A 20,967-nucleotide genomic window follows, 5' to 3' on the forward strand; every position below is an offset into this window, starting at 1 on the left:
CAGTTAAGCACCGTCATCTCGCTTAAAAAAGTGGCATACGCGCCGAATGTCCGGCGCTTTCGCCCTCTGACGGACACAGCAGCCGACGTTCCAGCAGCGCTTGCAGCGCGTCGAAACGTACCGGCTTGACCAGGCGCTCGGTGATGCCGATGCCATGGCAGCGCTCGCGTTCGGACACATTCAACGTGGTGCTCAGGGCGATCACCGGTAACTCGCCGCAGCCGGGCAACGCGCGAATCTGACAGCACAACGAGAAACCGCCTTCCGGTATATCCAGCAACACTGCGTCGAAGGTTTCCCCCTGCAACGCCGCCAACGCCGCCGGCCCGCTGTCGACGGTTTTCACCCGATAACCGAGCTTGAGCAACATGCCGCGCACCACCAACTGGCCGACGCTGTTGTCGTCCACCAGCAGCACCGCACACTGCGCAGGCGTGCGTGCGTGCGCGGGGCTTGCCGGGCGTGGCTCGGGCTGCAGCGGGGTGACCGCCAGCTCCAGCTGAAAACGACTGCCCTTGCGCGGTTCGGAATGATGGGTGAGGCGCCCGCCGAGTAATTCGATTAGTTGCCGGCAGATCGCCAGACCAATCCCCAGGCCGCCGTATTCGCGGGTCGTCGAGCCATCGAGCTGGAAGAACCGCTGGTACAGGGTGGCCTCGTCGAGGAACGCAAAGCCGATGCCCGTGTCGGTGACGATAAAACTCAGGCGCACGGTGCCATCGCTCAGGGGCACGCCGACCACCCGCAGACGCACGACGCCTTCGTGGGTGAACTTGAAGGCGTTGTCCAACAGGCAATCCAGGCACTGGCTGAGTTTGTCGGCATCGCCGCGCAGGCGATCGGGCAAGTCGTCGGCGATATCGATGGAAAAGGCCAGGCCTTTGCTCTGGGCGCTGGCGCTGAACTGCTGGCGCAAGGTGTCGAGCACGCCGCGCAGGCTGAACACCCTGGGCTGGGCACTCAGGCGCCCGGCCTGCAACTCGGTGAGGGTGAGGATGCCATTGACCATCCGCATCATGTCCCGCGCCGAGCCGGCGGCGGTTTGTTGGTAGTTCGCCAGGTCGTCGTCCAGGGGCACGGTCTGCATCAACTCCAGGGAGCCGATCACCCCATTCATCGGCGTGCGCAGTTCGTGGGTCAGGGTGGCGAGGAATTCGTCCTTGAGCCGGTTACTGCGGGCCAACTGCTGGTTGAGCACTTCGAGCTTCTGGCTCGCATCGTAGAGGATCTGCGCCTGTTGCTCGCGCATGGCGTTGATGCGGTCCGCCAGGGCCAGGGACAACAGCGCCACTTCGATCGCCGAGCCGATCTGGCTGGCGTACATGGTGAGGAACACATTCGGCAGGTAACCCAGCACCATCAAGGTGTTGACCACGCCGCCCAGCAGGAACGCCGACCAGGCGATGATGAAATAACGCGCCACCCGCTGGCCGCAGTACCAGGCCTTGATGGCGGCGACGAAGATAGTCACGGTGAACACCAGCGCCAGGCCGGTGGCCAGGCGCAGCGCGAGGGCGTAGCTGGTCATCAGTGAGAGCAGCATCACCACCGCGCCACAGGCCACCAGCGCCAGCAACAGGCGATTGATCCAGCGGCTGTGCTGGGCGGTGTGCAGGAAGCTGCGGGCGAACAAGCTGCCGAACAACGCCGCCGAGCCGATCATGAACGGCGTCGCGGCATTCGCCCACCAGGGGTTGTTCGGCCAGAAATACTCCACCGCCGCACCGTTCACCGACAGCTGGTACAGACCGAACGAGGCGATATAGAAGATGTAATAAAGGTAGCTGGTGTCGCGCACGCTGAGGTAGATGAACAGGTTGTACACCAGCATCCCCAGCAACACGCCATAGATCAGGCCCAATACATATAGGCGCAGCGGTTGTTGTTCCAGGTAGGCAGTGCTGGACCACAGCGTCAGCGGCGCCTGGATCGAACCTTCGCTTTGCAGGCGCAGGTAGACGGTCTTGGTTTCGCCCGGCGTGAAGTCGACCTTGAACAAATAGTTGTTCTGGCGAATCTCGCGGCTGGAGAACGCCAAGGCGTCCCCGGTGCGACCGGCCAGGCGATAGTTGCCGGTGCTGTCGGGCAAGTACAGGTCAAGGTGGTCGAGGGGCGGATAGGCCAACTCCAGCAGCCAGGTGCGCTGGGTTTCAGGCGGCTTGGGCTGGTAACGCAGGTTGACCTTGAGCCAGAACACCGAGCGCGAATAGCCGGCGTTGAGGGTGTCTTTGTCGTGGGGCTTGAACTGTGTGGCAGCGGCGGGAGCGCTCACATCAGCGATGGTCAGGGTGTTGGTCGGGTCTTCGAGCACTTGCATGGCCCGGCCCAGCGGCAGGCTTCGAGTGTCTTGGGTGAACTCAATGGCGTCGGCGAGCAGCGGTAGCCCGCACAATAATAAAATCAGCAAATAACGCATAGAGCCCCAGCGTGACCTGTCCGGTCATGTCAAAAAGCCCCCCATTCCTTTTGAGAAGACGTATACCGGCGATACAGTAAGTTGTTTCGAATCACTTTAGCATAGCTGCTAAAGGCCATTAGACACCATTGATATAATTTTTCTAAAGGCTCTAGAACAAGGCTTTCAGCAGACTTCACAACTAAAATCCGATACTAGCAAACAGCCATAACCGCCCATGGATCCGGGCAAAATTCAGCCATCGCCAGACGGCCACGCCAAAAGCGTTTGGTGGTAAGCTCGCGCACCATGAATATCTACAGCTCTCGCCCCGTTGTCCTCTGTCTCTCCGGCCATGATCCCAGTGGTGGCGCCGGCTTGCAGGCAGATATCGAAGCCCTGCTCGCCCAGGGTTGCCATGCGGCCCCGGCCGTTACCGCGCTGACGGTGCAGAACACCGTCAACGTCAGTGATTTCCGCGTGCTCGACCGCGAGTGGGTGCTGGCCCAGGCCAACGCCGTGCTCAGCGATTCGCCAGTGGCGGCGGTCAAGCTGGGCATGCTCGGCTCCACCGCGATGGTCGACACCGTGGTCGAACTGCTGCAGGCGCACCCGCACCTGCCGGTGGTGTGCGACCCCGTGCTGCGCGCCGGCGGCGGCGGCAGCCTGGGCAAGGACGAAGTCGGCTACGCCATGCGCGAGCGGCTGTTGCCGTTGTCGCTGATCGCCACGCCCAACCTGCCTGAAGCACGCATCCTTGCCGAACTGCCTGAGGGCACGGCGGACGAATGCGCGGAAAAGCTGTTGCCGTTTATCAAGCACCTGCTGATTACCGGCGGCCATGGCGATGAGCACCAAGTCCACAACCGCCTGTACAGCCGCGACGGCACGCGCCAGACCTTTACCTGCCAGCGCCTGCCCGGCAGCTATCACGGTTCGGGGTGTACGCTGGCCAGCGCGCTGGCGGGCCGGATCGCCCAGGGTGAAGGCCTGGTCAGCGCCGTGCAATCGGCCCTCAACTACACTTGGCGCACCCTGCGTGACGCCGAACAACTCGGCCAGGGCCAGTTCGTGCCTCGCCGGCTGCCGCTGGATTTCTGCTCGTAACACCAAGAGGCCTGCCCGATGAAACTACGTGGCCTTTATGCCATTACCGACAGCCAATTATTGGCCGGCAAATTCCTCGCCTACGTCGAAGCGGCGCTGGATGGCGGCGTGACCCTGCTGCAGTACCGTGACAAAAGCAGCGACGAGGCCCGGCGCCTACGTGAAGCGGAAAAACTCCGCGAATTGTGCTCGCGCTACAAGACCCAACTGATCATCAACGATGACGCCGAACTGGCCGCGCGCCTGGGCGTCGGCGTCCACCTGGGCCAGACCGATGGCCCCCTGACCACGGCGCGTGCGTTGCTGGGCTCCAAGGCGATCATCGGCGCCACCTGCCACAGCCAGATCGAACTGGCCGAACAGGCCGCGAAAGAAGGCGCCAGCTACGTCGCCTTCGGCCGCTTCTTCAACTCCAGCACCAAGCCCGGCGCCCCCGCCGCCAGCCTCGAAATGCTGGCCCAGGCCCGCGCGCGCCTGCAGTTGCCGATCTGCGTGATCGGCGGCGTCACCCTGGAGAATGCCGAACCGCTGGTAGCCCACGGGGCCGACTTGCTCGCCGTGGTACACGGCCTGTTTGGTGCCGACAGCACCCAGGAAGTCACGCGCCGCGCCCGCGCTTTCAACGATCTTCTTAAATCTTCAGTTTAGAGAGCCCGATCATGTCCCGTTCCGAAACCCTGTTTGCCGATGCCCAGAAACACATCCCCGGCGGTGTGAACTCCCCCGTGCGTGCGTTCAAGAGCGTCGGCGGCACGCCGCTGTTCTTCAAGCATGCCGAAGGCGCCTACGTCACCGACGAAGACGACAAGCGCTATGTGGACTACGTCGGCTCCTGGGGCCCGATGATCCTCGGCCACAGCCACCCGGACGTACTCGACGCCGTGCGCCAGCAGTTGCAACACGGCCTGTCCTACGGCGCCCCGACCTCGATGGAAACCGAGATGGCCGATCTGGTCTGCTCGATCGTGCCGTCGATGGAGATGGTGCGGATGGTCAGCTCCGGCACCGAAGCCACCATGAGCGCGATTCGCCTGGCCCGCGGTTTCACCGGCCGCGACAGCATCATCAAGTTCGAAGGCTGCTACCACGGTCACTCCGACAGCCTGCTGGTCAAGGCCGGGTCCGGCGCGCTGACCCAGGGCGTGCCAAGCTCGGCCGGTGTGCCGGCAGACTTCGCCAAACACACCCTGACCCTGCCGTTCAACAACATCGCCGCCGTCGAGCAGATGCTCAATGAAGTGGGCCAGGAGGTGGCGTGCATCATCGTCGAGCCGGTCGCTGGCAACATGAACTGCGTACCGCCGGCCCCGGGCTTCCTCGAAGGCCTGCGCGCACAGTGCGACAAGCATGGCGTGGTGCTGATTTTCGACGAAGTGATGACCGGCTTCCGCGTGGCCCTCGGTGGCGCCCAGGCGCATTACGGCGTAACGCCGGACCTGAGCACCTTCGGCAAGATCATCGGTGGCGGCATGCCGGTGGGCTGCTTCGGCGGCAAGCGCGAAATCATGCAATACATCGCGCCGCTGGGCCCGGTGTACCAGGCGGGCACCCTGTCCGGTAACCCGCTGGCCATGGCCGCCGGCCTGACCACCCTGCGCCTGATCAGCCGCCCGGGCTTCCATGCCGAGCTGACCGACTACACCTCCCGCCTGCTCGACGGCCTGCAACAGCGCGCCGATGCCGCTGGCATTCCGTTTGTCACCACGCAAGCAGGCGGCATGTTCGGCCTGTATTTCAGCGGCGCCGACGATATCGTCACCTTTGAGGACGTGATGGGCAGCGACGCCGGCCTGTTCAAGCGCTTCTTCCACCTGATGCTGGACGGCGGCGTGTACCTGGCACCGAGCGCCTTTGAAGCCGGCTTCACCTCGATCGCCCATGGCGACGCCGAGTTGAAACTGACCCTGGATGCTGCCGAGCGCGCCTTCGCCGCCCTGAAATAACCGGCACAGCATTCTGACGTCGCCCCCGGCGGCGTCAGATTTGCTACTTTGCTTACAGACTTTTCCTGGTTTTCTCGAGAAATCACCTGCAATCCGGCAGATAACTTGCCCAACCGGCAGAAAAACGAGTAAAGACTTTGTAAGCAGAGGTCTGCTTATTTCATAATGCGCGCTTATTGGACCCCCGAGGGTCCGCGTGCCCCGTCAGAGGTAAGTCGATTCCCATGAAACGCACCGGCCGCACCCTGGTCCTGGGCTGCCTGTTGCTCCTTCAGCCGCTGCTGGCACATGCACAAGCAGGCGGCAACTCGTTGTTAATCCCAGCGATGGGTCGTTGCACCCTCAATACCCAGCCAGACAGCCAGGCCGAAGCCCTGAGCGCGTGCCAGAAACAGGCCGACGGCGGGGATGCGCAGGCGCAATACGAGTTGGGCGAGTACTACCACGACGGCAAGAACCCCGCGCGCGACCTCAACAAAGCGTTGAACTACTTCGAAAAAGCCTCGCTGCAGGGCCACGCCCAGGCGCAATTCCAGCTGGGCACCATGTTCTTCAAAGGCGAAGGGGTGCCGGCCAATAACGTCCAGGCGTATATCGTGCTGAAAATGGCCGCGGTCAACGGCGCCGAAGACGCGCTGGACACCGCCGACGAAGTTGCCGAACACATGCAGCGCGATGAACTGGAACTGGCGACCCAGGTGCTGGGCCAGATCTTCCGCAATTATCTGCAGGAACTGCAGAGTGCGGATGGGCGCTCACCGTTCTCGCCCCTGCCCTGATCGACCGGTGACGAGGGAGCCAGCGCCCTCGCTACAAACGCCCTACTTCTCAGGCATCGGCATCGGAAACGGCATGACATTGCTCGTGCCACGCGCTTCGCTGATCTTCGGCGTGCCCAGGCGCTCGACTTCATCGATACGCACGATCGAATGCATCGGCACAAAACTGCGCACCACGCCTTCGAACTGGGCCTTGAGTTTTTCCTCGCCCGGGTCGACGACCAGCTGTGTGCGCTCGCCAAAGACGAACTCTTCCACTTCCAGGAAGCCCCACAGATCACTTTGATAGATCTGCTTGGCGTACATTTCGAACACCTGGCCCTGGTTGAGGAAAATCACCTTATAGATTGGAGCTTCACGTTTGGTCATGGTGGGCGGGGAACACATCGGGGATATAAAAGAGGGCGCGAACTATAGCATGGCACCCGATGCACAGTGCTAGGAACCGATGGACATGACCCCTATAATGCGCGGTTCTTTACCACCAGTTGACGATTCCCATGGCCAAGAAGCTCTACATTGAAACCCACGGTTGCCAGATGAACGAGTACGACAGCTCGCGCATGGTCGATCTGCTGGGTGAACATCAGGCTCTGGAAGTCACCGCCCGCGCCGAAGATGCCGACGTAATCCTGCTCAATACCTGCTCGATCCGCGAACGGGCACAGGACCGCGTGTATTCGCAGCTGGGCCGCTGGCGTGAATTGAAACTGGCCAACCCGGAGATGGTGATTGCCGTCGGCGGCTGCGTCGCCAGCCAGGAAGGCGCAGCCATCCGCGACCGCGCGCCCTACGTGGACGTGGTCTTCGGCCCGCAAACCTTGCACCGCCTGCCGGAAATGATCGACGCCGCACGCCTCACCAAGCTGCCCCAGGTCGACGTCTCGTTCCCGGAAATCGAAAAATTCGACCATCTGCCCGAGCCGCGCATCGATGGGCCGAGCGCCTACGTGTCGGTGATGGAAGGTTGCAGCAAGTACTGCACCTTCTGCGTGGTGCCCTACACCCGTGGTGAAGAAGTCAGCCGGCCGTTTGACGATGTAATGTCAGAAATCATCCACCTGGCCGAAAACGGCGTGCGTGAAGTGACCCTGCTGGGCCAGAACGTCAACGGCTATCGCGGCCAGACCCACGACGGGCGCCTGGCCGACCTCGCGGAGCTGATCCGGGTTGTCGCCGCGGTGGATGGCATCGAGCGCATTCGCTACACCACCTCGCACCCGCTGGAGTTCTCCGACAGCCTGATCCAGGCCCACGCCGAAGTGCCGGAGCTGGTCAAGCACCTGCACTTGCCGGTGCAATCGGGTTCGGACCGCATCCTGTCGGCGATGAAACGCAACCACACCGCCCTGGAATACAAATCCAAACTGCGCAAGTTACGCGCGGCAGTGCCGGGCATCTGCATCAGTTCGGACTTTATCGTCGGCTTCCCCGGCGAGACCGAGAAAGACTTCCAGCAGACCATGAAGCTGATTGAAGACGTCGGTTTCGACTTTTCCTACTCGTTTGTCTACAGCCAGCGCCCCGGCACGCCTGCCGCCGACCTGCTGGACGAGACCCCGGAAGAGCTGAAAAAAGAGCGCCTGAACGCCCTGCAACATCGCCTGAACCAGCAGGGGTTCGAGATCAGTCGACAAATGGTCGGGTCCACCCAGCGCATCCTGGTCACCGACTACTCGAAAAAAGACCCGGGCGAACTGCAAGGGCGCACCGAGAACAACCGCATCGTCAACTTCCGTTGCGACAACCCGACCCTGATCGGCCAGTTCGCCGATGTCCACATCGATGCGGCGCAACCGCACTCGTTGCGCGGCTCTCTGGTGTAATAAATGTGCGAGGGGGCTTGCCCCCGATTGCGGTACATCAGCAGCACATGAGCTGCCTGACACTCCGCTATCGGGGGCAAGCTCCCTCCCACACTGGATCGGGTTGGATAAGTGCTTTCGCACACTGGCGCGTGGCGTTATCCTCTCTTTCACCTCAACAGCCAAAGGGCGGCTAAAAGCGACCTTGAACGCACCCATCGAACCCCATCGTTTTCTCCTCGAGCCGTTTGAGGCTCGCCGTTTCGCCAATTTGTGCGGACAGTTCGACGAGCACCTGCGCCTGATCGAACAACGCCTGAGCATCGAGATCCGCAACCGCGGCAATCAATTCGAGCTGATTGGTGAACCCCAGCACACCACGTCTGCAGAAAACCTGCTCCGCCGCCTCTACCGCGAAACCAAGGGTAGTGAGCTGTCGCCGGAAACGGTCCACCTGTACCTGCAGGAATCGGCCGTGGAAGACCTGGCCAACAACCCGGTGGCCGAAGCCAGCGTGGCCTTGCGCACCAAAAAGGGCATGATTCGCCCACGCGGCTTGAATCAGCAGCGCTACGTCAAAGAAATCCTCGGTAACGATATCAACTTCGGCATCGGCCCCGCCGGTACCGGCAAGACCTACCTGGCCGTGGCCTGTGCCGTCGACGCCCTGGAGCGCGAGCAAGTGCGCCGCATCCTGCTGGTGCGCCCGGCGGTCGAGGCCGGCGAAAAGCTCGGCTTCCTGCCCGGCGACCTGGCACAGAAAATCGACCCGTACCTGCGCCCGCTCTACGACGCGCTCTACGAGATGCTCGGCTTTGAATACGTGGCCAAGCTCATCGAGCGCCAGGTGATCGAGATCGCCCCGCTGGCCTACATGCGCGGCCGGACGCTGAACAACAGCTTCATCATTCTCGACGAAAGCCAGAACACCACCGTCGAACAGATGAAAATGTTCCTCACCCGTATCGGTTTCGGCTCCACCGCCGTGATCACCGGCGACGTCACCCAGGTCGACCTGCCCAAGGGCACCAAGTCGGGCCTGGCCCAGGTGATCGAGGTGCTCAAAGACGTGCCGGGGATCAGCTTCACGCACTTCATGCCCAAGGACGTCGTCCGCCACCCGCTGGTCCAGCGCATTGTCGAAGCCTACGAGCGCTTCGAGCACCGCGACGACGCCCCGGCCAAGGACACCCGCCGCGATGCTTGAGCTTGACCTGCAACTGGCAACCGACGCGCCCGCCCCCAGTGAAGAGCAGTTCCGTCAATGGTGCGCCCTGGCCCTACGCCAGCGCACCGCCGACTCGGAGCTGACCATCCGCCTGGTGGACGAACCCGAAGGCCGCGAACTGAATCACACCTGGCGCCAGAAGGATTACGCGACCAACGTGCTGTCCTTCCCCGCCGACGTACCCGACGAACTGCTGGATATCCCGTTGCTGGGCGACCTGGTGATCTGCGTCGAAGTCGTCGAGCGTGAGGCGCAGGAACAAGGCAAGGCCCTTGAAGCCCATTGGGCTCATCTGGTCATCCACGGCTGCTTGCATCTGTTGGGTTACGACCATATAGACGATGACGAAGCCGAAGAAATGGAAGCACTGGAACGATCGTTGCTTGCAGAATTGGGTCACCCTGATCCGTATGCAGATGACGAAAACTGATCAACACTCAACTGAAACATCAAAGGATTTAGAGTAATCGCTATGAGCGAAGACCGATCGAGCAACGGGCAAAAGTCATGGCTGGGTAAACTGACCCAGGCTTTTGCCCACGAGCCGAAAAACCGCCAGGAGCTGCTGGAGCTGCTGCGCGAGGCCCATCAGAACAAGTTGCTGGACAGCGAAGCGCTGGCCATCGTCGAAGGCGCCATCCAGGTGGCTGACCTGCAAGTTCGGGACATCATGGTCCCGCGTTCGCAGATGATCAGCATCAAGGCGCCCCAGACCCCACGGGAATTCCTCCCGGCCGTGATCGACTCGGCGCACTCGCGCTACCCGGTGATCGGCGAAAGCCATGACGACGTCATGGGTGTCCTGTTGGCCAAGGACTTGCTGCCGCTGATCCTCAAGGAGAACGGCGACAGCTTCAACATCAAGGACCTGCTGCGTCCGGCCACCTTCGTCCCCGAATCCAAGCGCCTGAATGTGCTGCTGCGCGAGTTTCGCGCCAACCACAACCACATGGCCATCGTGATTGACGAATACGGCGGCGTCGCCGGCCTGGTGACCATCGAAGACGTGCTGGAACAGATCGTCGGCGATATCGAAGACGAGCACGACGTCGAAGAAGACAGCTACATCAAGCCGCTGCCGAGCGGTGACTTCCTGATCAAGGCGTTGACGCCGATCGAGAACTTCAACGAGTTCTTCGACAGCGAATTTTCCGACGACGAGTTCGACACCGTCGGCGGCCTGGTGATGAGTGCGTTCGGGCACTTGCCCAAGCGTAACGAGACCACCGAGATCGGCGCTTATCGCTTCCGCATCCTGAATGCCGATAGCCGCCGGATTCATCTGATTCGCCTGACACCTATTGCCCGTTAAGGACTGACATGCGCCGTTTCATCGCTCCCGGCTGGCCCGGCAACTTGTTGGCCGTGGTGGCTGGCGCCATCACCACCCTGGCGCTGGCGCCATTCGATCTGTGGCCGCTTGCGCTGGTCGCGGCCGGATTGTTCTATATCGGGCTGCGCGAGTTGTCCCCACGCCAGGCCCTCGGCCGTGGCTGGTGTTTCGGTTTCGGCCTGTTTGGCGCCGGCACCAGCTGGATCTACTACAGCATCCACCACTTCGGCGGCGCTTCGGTGTTGCTGGCTGGCTTGCTGATGCTGGCGTTCACCGCCGCCATTGCCTTGTTCTTCGCCCTGCCCGCCTGGTTGTGGGCGCGCTGGCTGCGGCGCAATGAAGCGCCACTGGCCGATGCCCTGACGTTTGCGGCGCTGTGGGTCGGCCAGGAAGCGTTCCGGGGCTGGTTCCTGACCGGTTTTCCCTGGTTGTACTCCGGTTACAGCCAACTTGACGGCCCCCTCACCGGCCTCGCGCCGCTGGGTGGGATGTGGCTGATTTCCTTCGCCCTGGCCTTGACCGCCGCCCTGCTGTGCAACCTGCCGCGCCTGCTGGCGACCCAGCGCAACGCCTTCATCGGCGCTGGCCTGTTGCTGCTGGTGGCGCCCTGGGCCATCGGCCTGGCCCTCAAGCATCACGCCTGGACCTCACCGTCCGGCGACCCGCTGAGCGTGGCGGCGATCCAGGGTAACGTCGAACAAAGCATGAAGTGGGACCCCGAGCAGCTCAATGCACAACTGGCGCTGTACCGCGACATGAGCTTCAGCTCCAAGCGGGTCGACCTGCTGATATGGCCGGAAACGGCCGTGCCGGTGCTCAAGGAGTCCGTCGAGGGCTACCTCGGGATGATGGGCAAGTTCGCCGCCGAACGGCACACCGCGCTGATTACCGGCGTGCCGATTCGCCAGGAAGTGCATCACCAGAAGCGCTACTACAACGGCATCACCGTCGTGGGCGAAGGTGACGGCACCTACCTCAAGCAGAAGCTGGTGCCCTTCGGCGAGTACGTGCCGCTGCAGGACATGCTGCGCGGCTTGATTGCCTTCTTCGACCTGCCCATGTCGGACTTCGCCCGCGGCCCGTCCGACCAGGCGATGCTACAGGCCAAGGGCTATCAGATTGCGCCGTTCATTTGCTATGAAGTGGTCTACCCGGAATTCGCCGCCAGCCTCTCGGCCCAGAGCGACTTGCTGCTGACCATCAGCAACGACACCTGGTTCGGCACCTCCATCGGCCCCTTGCAGCACCTGCAAATGGCGCAGATGCGTGCGCTGGAAGCCGGTCGCTGGATGATCCGCGCCACCAACAACGGCGTGACCGGGCTGATCAACCCGTATGGGCAGATCACCGCGCAGATCCCGCAGTTCGAGCGCGGCATCCTCTATGGCGAAGTGGTGCCGATGCACAACCTCACGCCGTACCTGCAATGGCGTTCGTGGCCGCTGATCGTGGTGTGCCTGGTGTTGTTTGGTTGGGCGCTGCTGGCCGGCCGAATGTCCAAAACCGTCTAACAGAATCAAATGTGGGAGGGGGCTTGCCCCCGATAGCAGTGTGTCAGTCAGTACATTTGATACTGATACACCGCAATCGGGGGCAAGCCCCCTCCCACATTTTGATTTGCGGTGCTATCGGTAGAACAACCGATACCCCACCTGCCCCACCGCCTCATTGAGCAACTGCCCGCTCTGCCACACCGACTTGAACTCCGGCATCCAACCGCCCAGCGGCCGCGCGTTATCCTCGCCGAGGAAGCCGACCGGCGCCGGCACCACGCTGAAACCGGCTTTTTCAAAGCTCCAGACCGCACGCGGCATATGCCAGGCCTGGGTCACCACCACGACGCGCTTGACCCCCTCGGGCAACAGAATCTCGGCACTCATCTGCGCATTTTCCCAGGTGGTGCGGCTGCGCTCTTCCTTCCAGCGCACCGCCACATCGAAGTCGTCCCGCATCGACACCGCCATCAACTCAGCTTCGCTGGGCGGTGTGCCATAATGCAAACCGCCGCTGGTCAGCACCGGCAGCCCGGAGGCCTTGGCCAATCGCGCGGCGTAGCGCTGACGCTCCAGCCCGATGCCGGTTGGCTGGTCCGAACCCCAGGCCGGGTCGCCACGCTCGCGCCCCGAACCCAGCACCACAATGGCATCGGCGCGCCGGGCCAGGCTCGACCAGTCCTCCCGGGCCAACGGCGGCGCCGTCTCCAGGGCGCGCGCGCCCCACTCCACGATGATCGGCAGGCTCATCAGCCACATCCCGCCCAGGCCGAGGGCAAAGCAGCAGCCGGCCAGGCGCGGGCGGCTGCGGCGAAACCACCAGGCAAGGGCCAGCAACAGCAAGAGAATGCCGGGCGGCAACAGCAGTTGTTTGATGAAATAACGAATAGGCATCGAGCATCTCCATAGATGCCCGAAGCCTAAGGTGTAACGGGGTTTAGCGACAATCTTTACAAGAACGAAGCAGTGTCAGCGATGATCAGGAAACTAAGGGGCATGTATTACTTGAACCGCACGGACCGATGTTTTTCCGGGCCGCGAGCGGCTGACACATCCTTGAGCCACACCACCTTGGCCGACCGCACGGGCTCGTTGGGCGGCGTGCTCGCCACGCCGGTAAAAGCCGAACGCTCGTTCCTTGCCAGGTAAGCCTTGATCAGTTCCAGCTCCGCGTGGCTCAAGCCTCGCAGTTCCAACTCGACGGGCTGCTCATCACGCAATCGACCCGCCGTACTTGCTGCATCCAATGCACGACCCAAACGGTCGATGAGTCCTTGGTACACATCCGGTTTAGATAACATTCGCTGCGATTCCACCATCCCCTCACCTCATTGAAGATAAGACTCACTCCCCAATAAACAGCGTAGCCCCCATGGCTGCGCCTGCCCGGCGCCGCGACAGACGGCCTCGACCGCGCAATCAGGGTTTCCCTCGATAGAGTGGGGTCATGTATGCTACGGCGCTTCCTGTAACTCCACTTCCCGCAGGGTTTGGGCACGGACGCGGCGCTTTATGGTGTCGGCCAGCTCGGACAATGCACCGAAGAGGATTAGGCCACCCCTATTCAGTTCAAAAGTAGCCATGCACGAACAATATCAGCCCCGTGAAATAGAAAATGCCGCCCAAACCTTCTGGGACGAGCAAAAGTCCTTTGAAGTCAGTGAACAGCCGGGCAAGGAGACGTTCTATTGCCTATCGATGTTCCCTTACCCCAGCGGCAAGCTACACATGGGGCACGTGCGTAACTACACCATCGGCGACGTGATTTCCCGTTACCAGCGCATGCAAGGCAAGAATGTCCTGCAACCCATGGGTTGGGACGCCTTCGGCATGCCGGCGGAAAACGCCGCGATGAAGAACAACGTAGCGCCCGCCAAGTGGACCTACGAAAACATCGCCTACATGAAGACCCAGCTGCGCAGCCTGGGCCTGGCGGTGGACTGGTCCCGCGAAGTGACCACCTGCAAGCCGGACTACTATCGCTGGGAACAATGGCTGTTCACCCGCCTGTTCGAAAAAGGCGTGATCTACCGCAAGAACGGTACCGTGAACTGGGACCCGGTCGACCAGACCGTGCTCGCCAACGAGCAGGTGATCGACGGTCGCGGCTGGCGTTCCGGCGCGCTGATCGAAAAGCGCGAAATCCCGATGTACTACTTCAAGATCACCGCCTACGCGGATGAACTCTTGTCGAGCCTCGACGACCTGCCGGGCTGGCCTGAACAGGTCAAGACCATGCAACGCAACTGGATCGGCAAGTCCAAGGGCATGGAAGTGCAGTTCCCGTACAACGTCGATTCGATCGGCGAAGCGGGCACCCTCAAAGTCTTCACCACCCGTCCGGACACCCTGATGGGCGCGACTTACGTCGCCGTGGCCGCGGAACACCCGCTGGCCAGCCAGGCCGCGCAGAACAACCCTGAGCTGCAGGCGTTCATCGCCGAATGCAAAGGCGGCAGCGTGGCGGAAGCCGACGTCGCCACCCAGGAGAAAAAAGGCCTGCCGACCGGGCTGTTCGTCGAGCACCCGCTGACCGGCGAAAAATTGCCGGTATGGGTCGCCAACTACGTGCTGATGCACTACGGCGATGGCGCAGTAATGGCTGTGCCGGCCCACGACGAACGCGATTTCGAATTCGCCACCCAGTACAACCTGCCGATCAAATCCGTGGTACGCACCAGCTCGGGCGACACCAACCCGGCCCCGTGGCAAGACGCCTACGGCGAGCACGGTGAACTGATCAACTCCGGCGAGTTCGACGGCCTGGACTTCGCCGGCGCCTTCGACGCCATCGAAGTCGCGCTGATCAAGAAAAACCTCGGTGCCTCGCGCACCCAGTTCCGCCTGCGCGACTGGGGCATCAGCCGCCAGCGTTACTGGGGCTGCCCGATCCCGATCATCCACTGCGAAACCTGCGGTGACGTGCCGGTGCCGGAAGACCAGTTGCCGGTGGTCCTGCCGGAAGACGTGGTGCCGGACGGCGCCGGTTCGCCTTTGGCGCGCATGCCTGAGTTCTACGAGTGCAGCTGCCCGAAATGCGGCCAGCCAGCCAAGCGCGAAACCGACACCATGGACACTTTCGTCGAGTCCTCGTGGTACTACGCCCGTTATGCCTCGCCGCACTACGAGGGTGGCCTGGTCGAGAAATCGGCGGCCGACCACTGGTTGCCGGTGGATCAGTACATCGGCGGTATCGAACACGCCATTCTTCACCTGCTGTACGCGCGCTTCTTCCACAAGCTGATGCGCGACGAAGGCCTGGTCAGTTCCAACGAGCCGTTCAAGAACCTGCTGACCCAGGGCATGGTGATCGCCGAGACGTATTACCGTCGCGAAGCCAATGGCAGCTACACCTGGTTCAACCCGGCGGATGTCGAGCTCGAGCGCGACAGCAAAGCCAAGGTCATCAGTGCCAAGCTGATCGCCGACGGCCTGCCGGTGGAAATCGGTGGCACCGAGAAGATGGCCAAGTCGAAGAACAACGGCGTCGACCCACAGTCGATGATCGACCAGTTCGGCGCCGACACCTGCCGCCTGTTCATGATGTTCGCCTCGCCGCCGGACATGAGCGCCGAATGGTCCGACTCCGGCGTCGAAGGTTCGCACCGTTTCCTCAAGCGCGTCTGGCGCCTGGCCCATGCCCATGTCAGCCAGGGCCTGCCGGGCAAGCTGGATGTGGCCGCCTTGAGCGACGAGCAGAAAGCCATTCGCCGCAGCACCCACCTGGCCATCAAGCAAGCCAGCCAGGATGTGGGCCAGAACCACAAGTTCAACACCGCCATCGCCCAGGTGATGACACTGATGAACGTGCTGGAAAAAGCCCCGCAAGCCACCGAACAGGAGCGTGCGCTGGTTCACGAAGGCCTCGAGACGGTCACCCTGCTGCTGGCCCCGATCACGCCGCACATCAGCCACGAACTGTGGCACCGCCTGGGCCACAGCGAAGCCGTCATTGACGCCCGCTGGCCGGTGCAGGATGACAGCGCGCTGGTTCAGGACACGCTGCAACTGGTAATTCAGGTCAACGGCAAACTGCGTGGCCAGATCGACATGCCGGCCAGCGCCAGCCGCGAAGACGTCGAAGCGGCCGCGCGCTGCAACGAGAACGTGCTGCGCTTTACCGAAGGCCTGACGATCCGCAAAGTGATCGTCGTGCCGGGTAAACTGGTCAACATCGTCGCCAGCTAAATCGGATCGGGCGCAGGGCTTGAGCGCTGCGCCGAACTAAACCTTCAGGGCCTCGATAAGGCCCGCATGGTTTCAAGGGGAGCAATAAAATGATCAAACGCAATTTGCTGGTGATGGGCCTTGCTGTGCTGCTGAGCGCTTGCGGCTTCCAGCTGCGCGGTACCGGCACCAATGAACTGACCATCAAGGAATTGGACGTCAGCGCCCGCAACGCCTACGGCGAAACCGTTGTGCAACTGCGCGACACCCTGAAAAACAGTGGCGTACACGTCTACACCGGCGCGACCTACAAGCTGTTCCTGGCCGACGAGAAAGAAACCCAGCGTAACCTCAGCTACGCCAGCGCTGGCCGTGCGTCCGATATCGAGCTGATCACTTCGTTGACGTTTGAAATGCAGGGCCGCGACCATCTGCCGTTGATGGGTGACAAGATCGAAGTGCAAAAGGTCGTGAGCCACGATGGCAACAACCTGGTGGGCTCGGACTCGGAAATGACCCAGGTGCGCAAAGAAATGCGTCGTGAGCTGGTCCAACGCGTGATGCTGCGCCTGCAACAGCTGACGCCGGAAAAACTGGAACTGCTGCAACAGACCGCCGACAACAAGGCCAAGGCTGACGCCGACGCCCTGAAAGCCGCGCAAGAGTACGAAAACAACACGCCGAAACAATCGCCTGTTGAAGTCCCTGTAGACTAAGCCAGACGGGGCGCCCCAGGCGCCCCGTTCATCGCGCCTATGAAACTCGCCCCCGCCCAACTCGCCAAACACCTGCAAGGTGCTCTCGCGCCTGTCTATATCGTCAGCGGCGATGACCCGTTGCTGTGCCAGGAAGCGGCAGACGCCATTCGCACCGCCGCGCGCCAGCAAGGCTTCGACGAACGCCAGGTGTTCAGCGCCGACGCCAGTTTCGACTGGGGCACGCTGCTGCAAGCCGGCGCGAGCATGTCGCTGTTTGCCGAAAAACGCCTGCTGGAACTGCGCCTGCCGTCGGGCAAGCCCGGCGACAAGGGCGCGGCGGCCTTCATCGAGTACTGTTCGCGGCCTGCCGAAGACACGGTGTTGCTGATCAGCCTGCCCAAGCTCGACGGCAGCGCGCAGAAAACCAAGTGGGGCAAAGCGCTGGTGGAAGGGGCACAGACCCAGTTCATCCAGATCTGGCCGGTGGACAGCAATCAGTTGCCGCAGTGGATTCGTCAGCGCCTGTCCCAATCGGGGCTGTCGGCCACGCAGGACGCCGTGGAACTGATCGCCGCCCGGGTCGAAGGCAACCTGCTTGCCGCCGCCCAAGAGATCGAAAAGCTCAAGCTGATGGCCGAAGACGGGCAGATCACCGTCGAAACCGTGCAAGGCGCGGTGGCTGACAGCGCGCGTTTTGACGTGTTCGGGCTGGTGGACGCCATCCTCAACGGCGAGCCTGCACACGCCCTGCGCATGCTCGAAGGGTTGCGCGGTGAAGGCGTGGAACCGCCGGTGATTCTCTGGGCGCTGGCTCGCGAGTTGCGGGTACTGGCCAATATTGCGCTGCAATACAGCCAGGGCACGCCGTTGGACAAATGCTTCAGCCAAGCCAGACCGCCGGTCTGGGACAAGCGCAAACCGCTGATGAGCAAAGCCCTGCAGCGGCACTCGGCGCAACGCTGGGCGCAACTGTTGCTCGAAGCCCAGCGCATCGATGCGCAAATCAAGGGCCAGGCAGCGGGTTCGCCGTGGATGAGCCTGAGCCGTTTGTCACTGCTGATGTCTGGCCAGCGCCTGACATTACCTGCCGAATAACCCCCCGCTTAAAAACACCGCAAAACCAATGTGGAATGGGGCAAGCCCCCTCCCACATGTTGGCTGCATTTTTATTTCAAAAAACTTGCCGGGCTTTACAGCGGCCAGACTTCGGCAGATGATTTGCACCGCTGCATCCCACCTGAAGAGAGTAACGACCATGAGCAAAAAGCCATCTAAGCATGGCCCCAACAAGGCCAAATCCATCATCGCCCAGCCACTGTTCCGCAGCCGTCAGGAACGCGCCGGCAAGGGCAAAGGCAGCTACCGCCGCGAAGCCTTCCAGTCTAATAGCTGGGAGGCTTCTTACTTTCTGGCCGCCTGAAGGCAAGCGCCCCTCCGGCATGATAAGGTCAGCACTTGATTTGTAATCCCTGGACCTGTGCATGCCCTCTAGTCTTTCCCGTCGTTGGCACCTTCGCCAATTGATCGCTGCCTCCAGCCTCATTCTGCTTGTCGCCTGCGCGGAAAAACCTACCGCCGCAGATGCTCAACCCTTGCCGACACTGTCGACCGCACCGGTCGTAGCGCCCGCTGTCGTGGCCCCGCTGGCTGTGGATAACCTGGACATCCAGCCCACCCAGACCTTTGCCGAATGGCAGGCCGGTTTCCGTGCGCAAGCCTTGAAGGCCGGCATTACCCCAGCCGTGTTTGATATCGCCTTCGCCAACGTCACCCCGGACATGGCGGTGATCCGCGCCGACCGCAGCCAACCGGAATTTTCCCGCCCGGTGTGGGAATACCTCGACGGCGCCCTGTCGCCAGTACGTGTGCGTAATGGCCAGGCACTATTGGTCAAGTACGCCGACATCCTGCAAAGCATCGAGCAACGTTATGGCGTCGACCGCCAGGCGCTGGTCTCGGTGTGGGGCATGGAAAGTAACTTCGGTCAGTTCCAGGGCAATAACTCGGTGATCCGTTCCCTCGCGACCCTGGCCTACGAAGGCCGGCGCCCGGCCTTTGCCCAGGCGCAATTGCTTGCGGCGCTGCAAATCATCCAGCACGGCGATATCCAGGCCGACCAGATGCGCGGTTCGTGGGCCGGCGCCATGGGCCAGACCCAGTTCATCCCGACCACCTACAACACCCACGCCGTGGACTTCGACGGCGACGGTCGCCGCGACATCTGGAACAGCCCGGCCGACGCCCTCGCCTCCACTGCGCATTACCTGCAAAGCTCCGGCTGGCAGAAAGGCCAGCCGTGGGGTTTCGAAGTCAAACAACTGCCGGCCAACTTCGATTACACCCTGGCCGACGGTGGCGTGCGCAAGACCGTCGCCGACTGGCTGAAGCTGGGCATCCAGCTGCCACCGGGAGCGAGCATGCCGCCTAACGTCGACCAGCTCTCCGCCGCCCTGCTGCTGCCAGCGGGTTACCGTGGCCCGGCGTTCCTGGTGCTGGATAACTTCCGCGCAATCCTCAAGTACAACAACTCGTCGTCCTACGCACTGGCCGTGGGCCTGCTGTCGGAACGGTTCGGCGGAAGTGGTGTGATTCGTGGCGATTGGCCGAAAGATGAACTGCCGCTGAGTCGTTCCCAGCGCATCGACCTGCAGACCGTACTCAGCAGCAATGGCTATGACGCGGGCAACCCGGACGGGATTATCGGCGCCAACACGCGCAAGGCGATCCGTGCGGCGCAACAGTCACTGGGCTGGCCGGCGGATGGTTATCCGACGGTGAAGTTGCTGGAGTCGTTGCAGAACCGTTAGATCGGCTTATGGCGACTACCGCTATCGGGGGCAAGCCCCCTCCCACATTTTGACCGCGTACATCCTTTGAAATGCGGTCAAAATGTGGGAGGGAGCTTGCTCCCGATAGCGGTTTAGCAGACGACAGATTCAGCGGTTGAACACCACATCCTGCTCCAACACCACCCGCTGCTCCCCCGCATCCAACCGCACCCGCGCGCCCATCGGCAGCGTCACGTTCGGATCGCAATGCCCACTGCGCCAGCCAGACAGCACCGGAATGCACAGCGGTTCGAAGGTCTGCTTCAGCAGCCGCTCCAGCGCGGTGCTATCCACCCCCGCCACGTCCCCCACCAACACACCCGCTACCTGAGCCAGCTTGCCGGTCAGGCGCAGATGCGTCAGCAAGCGGTCGATGCGGTAGATCGGCTCGTTGACGTCTTCGATAAACAGGATGATGCCCTCGGCATCGATTTCGTAGGACGTCCCCATCATGGCCGCGATCATCGACAGGTTGCCGCCGAGCAAGCGCCCACAGGCGATACCGGGCTCGATCGTGGTCAATGGGTAGGCCACCGGGTGCGCCAGCACGCTGCCTGCACCCACCTGGCCACGCAGCATGTTGAACAACGACGACTCGGTGGGGGGCTGCTTGTCGCCGAGCAGGTCGGCATTCAGCATCGGGCCGTGGAAGGTCACAAAACCGGCATAGCGGTTGATTGCCAGGTGCAACGCAGTGATATCACTGTAACCCACGAAAGGCTTGGGGTTGGCGCGCAGCAGGTCGAAGTCCAGGCGGTCCAGCAGGCGGGGCGTGCCGTAGCCGCCGCGCAGGCAGAAGATCGCATCGATATCAGGGTTGGCGAAGGCGGCGTGCAGGTCGCGCAAGCGCACGTCATCGCTGCCGGCCAGGTAGCCGTCGCGTTCATATACTCCGGGGAAGATGCGTAGCTCATAGCCACGGGCGCGCATCCACTGCCCGGCTTTTTCCACGTCCAGCGCGGCAGGGCCGGCGGGTGCGATCAGGCCGATGGTGGCTTCAGAACGCAATGCAGGTACGGCGGCGGCTAGTCGACTGGTCATCCCTGATTCTCCCTATATGACGCGGAACGAAATGTGGGAGGGGGCTTGCCCCCGATAGCACTGAATCAGCCAGTACCTGTAGCGACTGACACACTGCCATCGGGGGCAAGCCCCCTCCCACATTGGATCTGCGGTGTTGCGCAGATCTGT

The 20,967-nt window shown here is 62.2% G+C and carries 19 protein-coding genes; 14 read left to right on the forward strand and 5 right to left on the reverse strand.

Features of this window, described 5'->3' with window-relative positions:
* Positions 1-22 precede the first annotated feature (22 nt).
* A complete protein-coding gene (locus LQ249_RS27515; protein WP_177029864.1) occupies positions 23-2,416 on the reverse strand; it encodes a hybrid sensor histidine kinase/response regulator in 2,394 nt (797 codons plus the stop codon).
* Positions 2,417-2,704: 288 nt separating this feature from the next.
* Here LQ249_RS27515 and LQ249_RS27520 point away from each other — a divergent pair, with 288 nt between their 5' ends.
* The 4 genes from LQ249_RS27520 (at position 2,705) to LQ249_RS27535 (ending at position 6,224) form a co-directional block, all read left to right on the forward strand.
* Positions 2,705-3,502, forward strand: coding sequence for a hydroxymethylpyrimidine/phosphomethylpyrimidine kinase (locus LQ249_RS27520; protein ID WP_026140190.1), 798 nt, complete (start codon positions 2,705-2,707; stop codon positions 3,500-3,502).
* Positions 3,503-3,520: 18 nt separating this feature from the next.
* Positions 3,521-4,150 (forward strand): thiamine phosphate synthase, encoded by a 630-nt coding sequence (gene thiE / locus LQ249_RS27525; protein ID WP_017848322.1) that lies wholly within the window; start codon positions 3,521-3,523, stop codon positions 4,148-4,150.
* An 11-nt stretch (positions 4,151-4,161) separates the two neighbouring features.
* Positions 4,162-5,445 carry a glutamate-1-semialdehyde 2,1-aminomutase gene (gene hemL, locus LQ249_RS27530; protein WP_046381936.1) on the forward strand — a complete coding sequence of 428 codons (1,284 nt, stop codon included), beginning with the start codon at positions 4,162-4,164 and terminating at the stop codon, positions 5,443-5,445.
* A 224-nt stretch (positions 5,446-5,669) separates the two neighbouring features.
* The gene (locus tag LQ249_RS27535) at positions 5,670-6,224 is read left to right on the forward strand and encodes a tetratricopeptide repeat protein (RefSeq protein ID WP_017848324.1); all 555 of its coding nucleotides are present in this window, start codon (positions 5,670-5,672) and stop codon (positions 6,222-6,224) included.
* 42 nt (positions 6,225-6,266) lie between these two features.
* Here the strand turns inward: LQ249_RS27535 and LQ249_RS27540 are convergent, their stop codons facing one another.
* Positions 6,267-6,593 carry a DUF1820 family protein gene (locus LQ249_RS27540; protein ID WP_003194436.1) on the reverse strand — a complete coding sequence of 109 codons (327 nt, stop codon included), beginning with the start codon at positions 6,591-6,593 and terminating at the stop codon, positions 6,267-6,269.
* Positions 6,594-6,724: 131 nt separating this feature from the next.
* On the opposite strand from LQ249_RS27540, the gene miaB reads away from it, so the two are divergent.
* The 5 genes from miaB to lnt all read left to right on the forward strand — a co-directional run bounded on the left by miaB (position 6,725) and on the right by lnt (position 12,101).
* Positions 6,725-8,050 (forward strand): tRNA (N6-isopentenyl adenosine(37)-C2)-methylthiotransferase MiaB, encoded by a 1,326-nt coding sequence (gene miaB / locus LQ249_RS27545; RefSeq protein WP_017848325.1) that lies wholly within the window; start codon positions 6,725-6,727, stop codon positions 8,048-8,050.
* 184 nt (positions 8,051-8,234) lie between these two features.
* Entirely contained in the window at positions 8,235-9,236 is a 1,002-nt protein-coding gene (locus tag LQ249_RS27550) for a PhoH family protein (protein WP_017848326.1), read from the forward strand.
* Positions 9,229-9,687 (forward strand): rRNA maturation RNase YbeY, encoded by a 459-nt coding sequence (gene ybeY, locus LQ249_RS27555; RefSeq protein WP_017848327.1) that lies wholly within the window; start codon positions 9,229-9,231, stop codon positions 9,685-9,687. Before LQ249_RS27550 ends, ybeY begins: the two co-directional genes overlap by 8 nt.
* A 42-nt stretch (positions 9,688-9,729) precedes the next feature.
* A complete protein-coding gene (locus tag LQ249_RS27560; protein WP_017848328.1) occupies positions 9,730-10,569 on the forward strand; it encodes an HlyC/CorC family transporter in 840 nt (279 codons plus the stop codon).
* Between the two features lie 8 nt (positions 10,570-10,577).
* The gene (gene lnt / locus LQ249_RS27565) at positions 10,578-12,101 is read left to right on the forward strand and encodes an apolipoprotein N-acyltransferase (protein WP_017848329.1); all 1,524 of its coding nucleotides are present in this window, start codon (positions 10,578-10,580) and stop codon (positions 12,099-12,101) included.
* Positions 12,102-12,215: 114 nt separating this feature from the next.
* Here lnt and LQ249_RS27570 read toward each other — a convergent pair whose 3' ends face one another.
* Positions 12,216-12,977: a YdcF family protein gene (locus LQ249_RS27570; RefSeq protein ID WP_128191681.1), complete on the reverse strand. Its 762-nt coding sequence runs from the start codon at positions 12,975-12,977 to the stop codon at positions 12,216-12,218.
* 107 nt (positions 12,978-13,084) lie between these two features.
* Positions 13,085-13,402, reverse strand: coding sequence for a hypothetical protein (locus LQ249_RS27575; RefSeq protein WP_046381934.1), 318 nt, complete (start codon positions 13,400-13,402; stop codon positions 13,085-13,087).
* Positions 13,403-13,664: 262 nt separating this feature from the next.
* Here LQ249_RS27575 and leuS point away from each other — a divergent pair, with 262 nt between their 5' ends.
* From leuS to LQ249_RS27600, 5 genes are all read left to right on the forward strand, one after another.
* A complete protein-coding gene (gene leuS, locus LQ249_RS27580) occupies positions 13,665-16,271 on the forward strand; it encodes a leucine--tRNA ligase (protein ID WP_046381933.1) in 2,607 nt (868 codons plus the stop codon).
* Positions 16,272-16,360: 89 nt separating this feature from the next.
* Positions 16,361-16,966, forward strand: a complete 606-nt coding sequence (locus tag LQ249_RS27585) for an LPS-assembly lipoprotein LptE (protein WP_017848334.1) — start codon at positions 16,361-16,363, stop codon at positions 16,964-16,966.
* 39 nt (positions 16,967-17,005) lie between these two features.
* Entirely contained in the window at positions 17,006-18,043 is a 1,038-nt protein-coding gene (gene holA, locus LQ249_RS27590; protein ID WP_046381932.1) for a DNA polymerase III subunit delta, read from the forward strand.
* 160 nt (positions 18,044-18,203) lie between these two features.
* Positions 18,204-18,368 (forward strand): alternative ribosome rescue factor ArfA, encoded by a 165-nt coding sequence (arfA, locus tag LQ249_RS27595; RefSeq protein ID WP_003176285.1) that lies wholly within the window; start codon positions 18,204-18,206, stop codon positions 18,366-18,368.
* Between the two features lie 61 nt (positions 18,369-18,429).
* Complete coding sequence (locus LQ249_RS27600; protein WP_046381931.1) at positions 18,430-19,755, forward strand: lytic murein transglycosylase; 1,326 nt, start codon at positions 18,430-18,432, stop codon at positions 19,753-19,755.
* 129 nt (positions 19,756-19,884) lie between these two features.
* Here the strand turns inward: LQ249_RS27600 and LQ249_RS27605 are convergent, their stop codons facing one another.
* Positions 19,885-20,817 carry a S66 peptidase family protein gene (locus tag LQ249_RS27605; protein ID WP_057005929.1) on the reverse strand — a complete coding sequence of 311 codons (933 nt, stop codon included), beginning with the start codon at positions 20,815-20,817 and terminating at the stop codon, positions 19,885-19,887.
* Between the last annotated feature and the right edge of the window lie 150 nt (positions 20,818-20,967).

This window comes from Pseudomonas sp. 7-41, from assembly GCF_021233075.1.
Classification (GTDB): domain Bacteria; phylum Pseudomonadota; class Gammaproteobacteria; order Pseudomonadales; family Pseudomonadaceae; genus Aquipseudomonas; species Aquipseudomonas veronii.

Excerpts from the sequence above, each read along its gene's own strand:
- LQ249_RS27515 (WP_177029864.1), bottom strand. The coding sequence starts at position 2,416 with ATGCGTTATTTGCTGATTTTATTATTGTGCGGGCTACCGCTGCTCGCC.
- LQ249_RS27520 (WP_026140190.1), top strand. The coding sequence starts at position 2,705 with ATGAATATCTACAGCTCTCGCCCCGTTGTCCTCTGTCTCTCCGGCCAT.
- thiE (WP_017848322.1), top strand. The coding sequence starts at position 3,521 with ATGAAACTACGTGGCCTTTATGCCATTACCGACAGCCAATTATTGGCC.
- hemL (WP_046381936.1), top strand. The coding sequence starts at position 4,162 with ATGTCCCGTTCCGAAACCCTGTTTGCCGATGCCCAGAAACACATCCCC.
- LQ249_RS27535 (WP_017848324.1), top strand. The coding sequence starts at position 5,670 with ATGAAACGCACCGGCCGCACCCTGGTCCTGGGCTGCCTGTTGCTCCTT.
- LQ249_RS27540 (WP_003194436.1), bottom strand. The coding sequence starts at position 6,593 with ATGACCAAACGTGAAGCTCCAATCTATAAGGTGATTTTCCTCAACCAG.
- miaB (WP_017848325.1), top strand. The coding sequence starts at position 6,725 with ATGGCCAAGAAGCTCTACATTGAAACCCACGGTTGCCAGATGAACGAG.
- ybeY (WP_017848327.1), top strand. The coding sequence starts at position 9,229 with ATGCTTGAGCTTGACCTGCAACTGGCAACCGACGCGCCCGCCCCCAGT.
- LQ249_RS27560 (WP_017848328.1), top strand. The coding sequence starts at position 9,730 with ATGAGCGAAGACCGATCGAGCAACGGGCAAAAGTCATGGCTGGGTAAA.
- lnt (WP_017848329.1), top strand. The coding sequence starts at position 10,578 with ATGCGCCGTTTCATCGCTCCCGGCTGGCCCGGCAACTTGTTGGCCGTG.
- LQ249_RS27570 (WP_128191681.1), bottom strand. The coding sequence starts at position 12,977 with ATGCCTATTCGTTATTTCATCAAACAACTGCTGTTGCCGCCCGGCATT.
- LQ249_RS27575 (WP_046381934.1), bottom strand. The coding sequence starts at position 13,402 with ATGGTGGAATCGCAGCGAATGTTATCTAAACCGGATGTGTACCAAGGA.
- leuS (WP_046381933.1), top strand. The coding sequence starts at position 13,665 with ATGCACGAACAATATCAGCCCCGTGAAATAGAAAATGCCGCCCAAACC.
- LQ249_RS27585 (WP_017848334.1), top strand. The coding sequence starts at position 16,361 with ATGATCAAACGCAATTTGCTGGTGATGGGCCTTGCTGTGCTGCTGAGC.
- holA (WP_046381932.1), top strand. The coding sequence starts at position 17,006 with ATGAAACTCGCCCCCGCCCAACTCGCCAAACACCTGCAAGGTGCTCTC.
- arfA (WP_003176285.1), top strand. The coding sequence starts at position 18,204 with ATGAGCAAAAAGCCATCTAAGCATGGCCCCAACAAGGCCAAATCCATC.
- LQ249_RS27600 (WP_046381931.1), top strand. The coding sequence starts at position 18,430 with ATGCCCTCTAGTCTTTCCCGTCGTTGGCACCTTCGCCAATTGATCGCT.
- LQ249_RS27605 (WP_057005929.1), bottom strand. The coding sequence starts at position 20,817 with ATGACCAGTCGACTAGCCGCCGCCGTACCTGCATTGCGTTCTGAAGCC.